The following is a 607-nucleotide window of genomic DNA, read 5'->3' on the forward strand; positions in this document are numbered from 1 at the left end:
GTTAATTCATGTGCAATGGCTCTTAATTCTTTATCGCCCATTGCCTCTTTTGCCGTTTCATGTGAAGCTAATGCATCATAAAATGCAATTTCTTCAGTACTTAAACCTAAGTCATTACCTCGTTTTTGTTCTTGCTTAATTTCTTTAGCCATTTGAATTAATTCTTCTATTACTTTTGAAGCTTCAATAGAACGATTATTGTATTTTTGTATTGATTTACTTAGCATCTCAGAAAACCTCTTAGACACTGTAGCGTTTGTTTTCATTAATGACTTAACTTGTCCTTTAAGTAATTTGTTCAACAACTCAACTGCAACATTTTTTTGCTGTAATCCTTCTACATCTTTTAAGAAATCATCTGACAAGATTGAGATATCTGGGTTTTCAATTCCGAGTGTTTGATAAATATCTACAACTTCTTCAGTTACAACTGACTTTGAAATCAATTGATTTATTTCTGCTTCTATTTCAGCAGGTGTCTTTTTACGGTTGCTTCCTTCACTAGGTGGAGCTAATAATTTAACAAGTCCCGATTTTACTGCTTTTAAAAACGCAATTTCACTATTCAGTTCTTGAGCAGCTTCCTCAGTTGCACATAATGCAAATG

Annotated in this window: 1 protein-coding gene; it reads right to left on the reverse strand. The window is 32.8% G+C overall.

Translation table 11 applies throughout. The annotated features are described in order from the left end of the window. Positions 1–607, reverse strand: a 607-nt coding sequence (locus LQ598_RS13675) for a DUF3387 domain-containing protein (RefSeq protein ID WP_239745724.1), incomplete at both ends; no start/stop codon positions are given.

The sequence above is a fragment of the Mammaliicoccus sp. F-M27 genome, from assembly GCF_022387115.1.
Taxonomy (GTDB): domain Bacteria; phylum Bacillota; class Bacilli; order Staphylococcales; family Staphylococcaceae; genus Mammaliicoccus; species Mammaliicoccus vitulinus.